Genomic DNA, 6,467 nt, shown 5'->3' with positions numbered 1-6,467 from the left:
AGCCGTACTTGTTGTCGAACTTCGACTTCGTCACCGCGTCGTTCACGTTGATCGCCGGGAAGAGCAGGGTGCCGGCCTGCATCATCTCGTAGAGGCGGTGGACGCCGGTGGTGGTCTCCTCGGTGACACCGCGGATCTCGGACGCCAGCTGGGTCCACTTCTGCGGGGACTCGCCGAGGGTGCGGTTGAGGAGCTGGAGGATGTAGCCGTACTCCTCGCTGTCCGCGGTGGACGGGTCCGGGGCGGAGCCGGCCTTCTCGAACTCGACGCCCTTGTGGACGAGGAGGGTGGCGTCACCACCGTCGTCGAGGATCATGTTCGGGCCGCCGGTGGGCGTGTTCGGCCAGGTGAGGGCCTGCTCGGTGCACCACCAGTACTCCTCCAGGGTCTCGCCCTTCCAGGCGAAGACCGGGACGCCCTGCGGGTTCTCCGGGGTGCCGTTCGGGCCGACGGCGATGGCCGCGGCGGCGTGGTCCTGGGTGGAGAAGATGTTGCAGGAGGCCCAGCGGACGTCGGCGCCGAGGGCGACCAGCGTCTCGATGAGGACGGCGGTCTGCACGGTCATGTGGAGGGAGCCGGTGATGCGGGCGCCGGCGAGCGGCTGCGTCTCGGCGTACTCGCGGCGGATCGCCATCAGGCCGGGCATCTCGTGCTCGGCGAGGGTGATCTCCTTGCGGCCGAAGGTGGCCAGGGACAGGTCGGCGACCTTGAAGTCCTGCTGTGCGGCAGTCGTCATGACGGGTGCTGCTCCTCGTGGGATCGCATATGAGGGTCGGGATGGCGCCTGACACCGCGGTCGAGGCACCTGCGGGCACACGAATGCCCGGGTGGTTCGCGGTGCAGTCGTCGGAGGCCCTCTCTCCCTCGGCCGGTCCCCTGGGGGGGCCGCCCGACCGCCATCAGCAGCGACGTCTGGCTCGTCACGAATCTACACCGGTCGGCGCACCGGCCGCAGGCCGCACGGCGAAGGCCCCCGGGTGCGCGCGGTGCGTCCCAGGGGCCTCGTCAGGGTGTTCTACGGGTGGTGCGGGGTTCAGTGGCCGGTTCCGCCCGGGGTCTTGGCCGGGTTCGCGCCCTGGGCCGCGGCGGCGGCGTCGTAGATGTCCGGCTCCAGGTAGATGACCCGGGCGATCGGGACGGCGGCGCGGATGCGCTCCTCGGCGGCGTTGATGGCGGCGGCGACCTCGGTGGCGGTCTCGTCGTGCCGGACGGCGACCTTGGCGGCGACGAGGAGCTCCTCCGGGCCGAGGTGGAGGGTGCGCATGTGGATGAGGCGGGTGACGGACTCGCCGTCGACGACGGCGGCCTCGATCTTCCGCACGTCCTCCAGGCCGGCGGCCTCGCCGAGGAGCAGCGACTTGGTCTCCAGGGCGAGGACGATCGCGATGACGATGAGCAGGACGCCGATGCAGAGGGTGCCGATGCCGTCCCAGACGCCGTCGCCGGTGAGGAGGGCGAGGCCCACGCCGCCGAGGGCGAGGACGAGGCCGACGAGGGCGCCGAGGTCCTCCAGGAGGACGACGGGCAGCTCGGGGGCCTTGGCGCGGCGGACGAACTGGGTCCAGGTCAGGCCGCCGCGGATCTGGTTCGACTCCTTGATGGCGGTGCGGAAGGAGAAGGACTCGGCGATGATCGCGAAGACCAGGACGCCGACCGGCCAGTACCAGGCCTCGATCGGGTGCGGGTGCTTGATCTTCTCGTAGCCCTCGTAGATGGCGAACATGCCGCCGACGGAGAAGAGGACGATGGAGACGAGGAAGGCGTAGATGTAGCGCTCGCGGCCGTAGCCGAAGGGGTGCTGGGGGGTGGCCTCGCGCTGGGCCTTCTTCCCGCCCAGCAGGAGCAGGCCCTGGTTGCCGGAGTCGGCGAGGGAGTGGACGCTCTCGGCGAGCATCGAGGACGAGCCACTGAAGAGGAACGCCACGAACTTGGCTGCGGCGATCGCGAGGTTGGCGGCGAGGGCCGCCACGATCGCCTTGGTTCCGCCTGACGCGCTCATGGGTCTGTCTGTTCCCTTCGTCGATGCTCCGGCCCGTTGACCGTGGCCGTGGTACGGCCGGTCATTGTTGCATCAGGCCACGACGGTGGCGCGGAACACGGTGCCCGGTCCCGTGAGTTCGACGGGCTCGCCGGCGGGCACGAAGACGGATTCGCCCGGGGCGAGGGTGGTTCCGCCCGCTTTCGGGCGTCCCGCGGTGCCGAGCAGGATCTGCGGGGTGGGGGTGGTGAGGTCGGTGGGGGCGGCGCCCTCGGCGCGGACGAGTCGGGAGAGCCGGAACTCGTCGATGGGGGTGTCGTAGACCTCCTCGCCCGACGGGGACGCCTCGGGGCGCAGCACGCCGGGGTCGGCCGGTTCGAAGCGGACGATCCGGAGGAGCTCGGGGACGTCGACGTGCTTGGGGGTGAGGCCGCAGCGCAGGACGTTGTCACTGTTGGCCATGATCTCGACGCCGAGGCCGGAGACGTAGGCGTGCGGGACGCCGGCGCCCAGGTAGAGGGCTTCGCCGGGCTGGAGGACGACGTGGTGGAGGAGCATCGCGGCGATGACGCCGGGGTCGCCGGGGAAGTGGTGGGCGAGGACGGCGTACGGGGCGTGGTCGCCGCCGAGGCGGTCCGCGGCCGCGGCGGCCTCGGCGACGGTCCGGGCCATCTCGTCGTGGTCGGCGGTGAGCAGGGCCGTGAGGACCTCGCGGAGCGCGGCCTCCTCCGGGTGGGCGTGGAGGAGGTCGACGTACGGCTTGAGGGAGTCGACGCCGAGGGCGGCGAGGGTGTCGGCGGCCTCGGCGGGGGCGCGGAAGCCGCAGAATCCCTCGAACGGGGTGAGGGCGCAGATCATCTCGGGCTTGTGGTTGGCGTCCTTGTACGTGCGGTGGGGGGCGTCGACGGGGATGCCGGCGGCCTCCTCCGCGGCGTATCCGGCGCGGGCCTGCTCCAGGTCGGGGTGGACCTGGAGGGAGAGCGGTGCGCCGGCGGCAAGGAGCTTGAGGAGGAAGGGGAGGCGGGGGCCGAACGTGTCGACGGCGGCTTGGCCCAGTTCCCGTACGGGGTCGGCCTCGATGAGTTCGTTGAGCGGCCCGCGGGGGGTGAGCGAGGGGGCACCGGGGTGGGCGCCCATCCACATCTCGGCCTGCGGCTCGCCGGTGGGGGCGGTGCCGAGCAGCTCCGGGATGGCCGTCGTGGATCCCCAGGCGTAGGGACGGACGGTGTTGACGAGGCGTTCCATGGCGGGTTCCAGCTCCTCGGGGCGGGTGACGGTGACGGTGCCAGACGACAGATGACAGGGGGAGGGTGACACGCGGGCGTCCAGGATCTGGCGTGCCGGTGTCCAGGGCCGTACGCCGGTGCGGCCCGTGGGGCACGCCGGGGTCCGGCGTGCCCGTGCCCCCCGCGTCGGTGGTGCGCGCGTCCGGGGCCGGGTGTCAGGGGGCCATGTGGCCCGAGGTCGTCAGAGCGAGGTAGACGGCGGCGAAGTCGGTGACGGCGAGGAGTTCCGCGAGGGTCTCCAGCGCGTCGCCCTCCTCGGGTTCGAGTTCGCTGACGGCGGTCTCGTGGCCGAGGGCGAGTTCGCGGGCGGCGGGGGCGGCGCTGAGGCCGCCGGCCGGGCGGTCGCGGAGGAGGACGACGCGGGCGCGCGGGGCCTGGGGTTCCTCGACGCGGTCGCGGAAGAAGTCGTCGGGGTCGGCCGCTGCGGCGTAGGCGCCGGCGAGGAGGACGCCGTGGGCGGGGAGTGCCTCGGGGAGTTCGGCGGCGAGGGCGGGGAGGCCGGCGAGTTCGGCGAGGACGGCGGCGAAGCGGCGGCCGACGGGGCCGGCGGCGTCACCCTCGGTCCAGATCAGGGGCAGCGACTCGGCGAGTTCGGCGGCGAGGGTCTTCGCCGGGTTGGAGTAGGTGGCGATGGCGGGGCCACAGCGTTCGGCGGTGCGGTCGAGCCGGTCGGCGACCCGCTCCAGGGCCTCGGCCGGGGCTTCGATGAGGCCGACGCGGTCGAGGAGGGCGAGCAGCGGGGTGAACAGGGCCCAGAGGGCGCCGGGGCTGGCGGCGAGGTTCTCGCCGTACTCGTCGCGGGCTTCGTGGGGGGCCATGGCCAGCGGGACGAAGAGGCCGTGGGAGCCGCTGACGGCCTCGGAGAGCGGGGAGCCCTCGGGGGCGACGGCGACGACGGTGATGCCGCGGCGGTAGGCCTGTCCGGCGAGGAGCGCGAGGCCGGGTTCGGAGCCGTCGGTGGTGGGCAGCAGGAGCAGGTCCACGGGGCCGGCCCAGCCGGGCAGGGCCCAGCGGAGGGCGCCGGCGGCGGGGGCGACGCCGGTGGGCGCGAGCCGTACGACGCCCGCGAAGGCGCGGGCGAGGGCGGCGAGCACGGCGGGGACGCCGGCGGCGGCGGTGCCGGGGCCCGCGACGAGGACGGTGCCGTGGCGGCCCTCGGGGTGGAGGGCGGTGATGCCGGCCTCGGTGGCGTGGCGGGCGGCGGTCCTGACCCGGGCGCCGGCCTCGGCGGCGCCGCGGAGCAGTCCTCGGCGGTCGGCCACGGCGAGGGCGTCCGGTGCGTCTAGCAGGGTCTCGTCCAGCATGGGGCGGGCCTCCTGGGCGGGGCGCGGTCGGTCGGGCGCCGTGGATGCGGGCGCGGCGCGGGCCCGGGTGCGGGGCGGTGCGGGCGTTCGGGGCGGGCGTCGCAGGGGTCGGGCGTCGCCCTGGTGGGTGCGCCCGTCTGTCCCGCCCTCGCGGTACGCCTGCCCACGAACCGGCCCGCGAACGCCTGTCCACGACCCGGCCGGCGGTCGCCTGCCCGCGGACCGGGTCAGGACGGGCGGCGGGCCTCGTCCACGAGGAGGACCGGGATGGCGTCGCGCACCGGGTAGGCGAGGCCGCAGTCGGGGGACGTGCAGACCAGTTCGGGGGTCTCGTCCGCCGTGCGGTCGTTCAGCGGAGCGTGGCAGGCCGGGCAGGCCAGGATCTCCAGGAGGCCGGCTTCGAGCGGCATTGCGGTGTCCCTTCGTACCAGTGAACGGTGCTGGTCAGCCTACCGCCGGGGGCGGGGGGACGCGGCTCGGCGGGCTGCGTCCCCCCGCGGGTGTCAGGCGGTGGCGCGGACGAGCGCGAGGACCTCGTCGCGGATCTCGGCCATGGTGGCCGCGGAGCGGGCCTCGACGTTGAGGCGGAGCAGCGGCTCGGTGTTGGAGGGGCGGAGGTTGAACCACCAGTCGGCGGAGCTGACGGTGAGGCCGTCGAGCTCGTCGAGGGTGATGCCGTCGCGGTCGCCGTAGGCGGCCTTGACGGCGGCGGTGCGGGCGGCCTGGTCGGCGACGGTGGAGTTGATCTCGCCGGAGCCGGTGTAGCGGTCGTAGGAGGCGACCAGCTGGGAGAGGGGGCCCTCCTGGCCGCCGAGGGCGGCGAGGACGTGGAGGGCGGCGAGCATGCCGGTGTCGGCGTTCCAGAAGTCCTTGAAGTAGTAGTGCGCCGAGTGCTCGCCGCCGAAGATCGCGCCGGTCTTCGCCATCTCCTCCTTGATGAAGGAGTGGCCGACGCGGGTGCGGACGGGGCTGCCGCCGTGCTCGCGGACGACCTCGGGGACGGACCAGGAGGTGATCAGGTTGTGGATGATCGTGCCGCCGGGGGTCTTGGCGAGTTCGCGGGCGGCGACGAGGGCGGTGATCGCGGACGGGGAGACCGGCTCGCCGCGCTCGTCGACGACGAAGCAGCGGTCGGCGTCGCCGTCGAAGGCGAGGCCGAGGTCGGCGCCCTCGGCGAGGACGCGGGCCTGGAGGTCGACGATGTTCTTCGGGTCGAGGGGGTTGGCCTCGTGGTTGGGGAAGGTGCCGTCGAGCTCGAAGTACATGGGGACGGTGTCGAGCGGGAGGCCGTCGAAGACGGTGGGGACGGTGTGGCCGCCCATGCCGTTGCCGGCGTCGACGACGACCTTGAGGGGGCGGATCGCGGTGAGGTCGACGAGCGCCTTGAGGTGGGCGGCGTAGTCGGTGAGGGTGTCCCGCTCGGTGACGGTGCCGGGGGTGGCGGCGGCCTCGGGGGCGCCTTCGTCCAGCCAGCGCTCGGTGAGGGCGCGGATGTCGGCGAGGCCGGTGTCCTGGCCGACGGGGGCGGCGCCGGCGCGGCACATCTTGATGCCGTTGTACTGGGCCGGGTTGTGCGAGGCGGTGAACATCGCGCCGGGCAGGCCGAGGCTGCCGGAGGCGAAGTACAGCTGGTCGGTGGAGCAGAGCCCGATGAGGGTGACGTCGGCGCCGAGGCGGGCGGCGCCGCGCGCGAAGGCGTCGGCGAGGCCGGGGGACGAGGGGCGCATGTCGTGGCCGACGACGACGGCGTCGGCGTCGGTCACGCGGACGAAGGCGGCGCCGAAGAGCTCGGCGATCTTCTCGTCCCACTGGTCCGGGACCACCCCGCGGACGTCGTACGCCTTCACGATCTGCGACAGATCGGCAGTCACGGATCCACCCTCCTGAGTTCTCGGCACG

General features: G+C 73.7%; 6 protein-coding genes. All 6 read right to left on the bottom strand.

Annotated elements, in window-relative coordinates; genetic code table 11:
• On the bottom strand, positions 1-736 hold a 736-nt coding region (locus IE321_RS30395), incomplete at its 3' end, for an adenosylhomocysteinase (protein ID WP_190225239.1).
• Positions 737-1,033: 297 nt separating this feature from the next.
• Positions 1,034-1,999: a cation diffusion facilitator family transporter gene (locus tag IE321_RS30390; protein ID WP_190225238.1), complete on the bottom strand. Its 966-nt coding sequence runs from the start codon at positions 1,997-1,999 to the stop codon at positions 1,034-1,036.
• A 72-nt stretch (positions 2,000-2,071) separates the two neighbouring features.
• Positions 2,072-3,223 carry a mannose-6-phosphate isomerase, class I gene (gene manA, locus IE321_RS30385; RefSeq protein WP_190225241.1) on the bottom strand — a complete coding sequence of 384 codons (1,152 nt, stop codon included), beginning with the start codon at positions 3,221-3,223 and terminating at the stop codon, positions 2,072-2,074.
• 196 nt (positions 3,224-3,419) lie between these two features.
• Positions 3,420-4,568, bottom strand: coding sequence for an SIS domain-containing protein (locus tag IE321_RS30380; RefSeq protein WP_190225237.1), 1,149 nt, complete (start codon positions 4,566-4,568; stop codon positions 3,420-3,422).
• A gap of 227 nt (positions 4,569-4,795) precedes the next feature.
• The gene (locus IE321_RS30375) at positions 4,796-4,978 is read right to left on the bottom strand and encodes a Trm112 family protein (protein WP_190225236.1); all 183 of its coding nucleotides are present in this window, start codon (positions 4,976-4,978) and stop codon (positions 4,796-4,798) included.
• Between the two features lie 93 nt (positions 4,979-5,071).
• Positions 5,072-6,439, bottom strand: coding sequence for a phosphomannomutase/phosphoglucomutase (locus IE321_RS30370; RefSeq protein WP_043232568.1), 1,368 nt, complete (start codon positions 6,437-6,439; stop codon positions 5,072-5,074).
• Between the last annotated feature and the right edge of the window lie 28 nt (positions 6,440-6,467).

Source organism: Streptomyces hydrogenans, assembly GCF_014656075.1.
In the GTDB taxonomy this organism is placed as follows: Bacteria; Actinomycetota; Actinomycetes; order Streptomycetales; family Streptomycetaceae; genus Streptomyces; species Streptomyces hydrogenans.
The sequence above is the reverse complement of the archived record's forward strand: the minus strand, read 5'-3'. Positions and strand labels throughout refer to the sequence as shown.

Excerpts from the sequence above, each read along its gene's own strand:
- IE321_RS30390 (WP_190225238.1), bottom strand. The coding sequence starts at position 1,999 with ATGAGCGCGTCAGGCGGAACCAAGGCGATCGTGGCGGCCCTCGCCGCC.
- manA (WP_190225241.1), bottom strand. The coding sequence starts at position 3,223 with ATGGAACGCCTCGTCAACACCGTCCGTCCCTACGCCTGGGGATCCACG.
- IE321_RS30380 (WP_190225237.1), bottom strand. The coding sequence starts at position 4,568 with ATGCTGGACGAGACCCTGCTAGACGCACCGGACGCCCTCGCCGTGGCC.
- IE321_RS30375 (WP_190225236.1), bottom strand. The coding sequence starts at position 4,978 with ATGCCGCTCGAAGCCGGCCTCCTGGAGATCCTGGCCTGCCCGGCCTGC.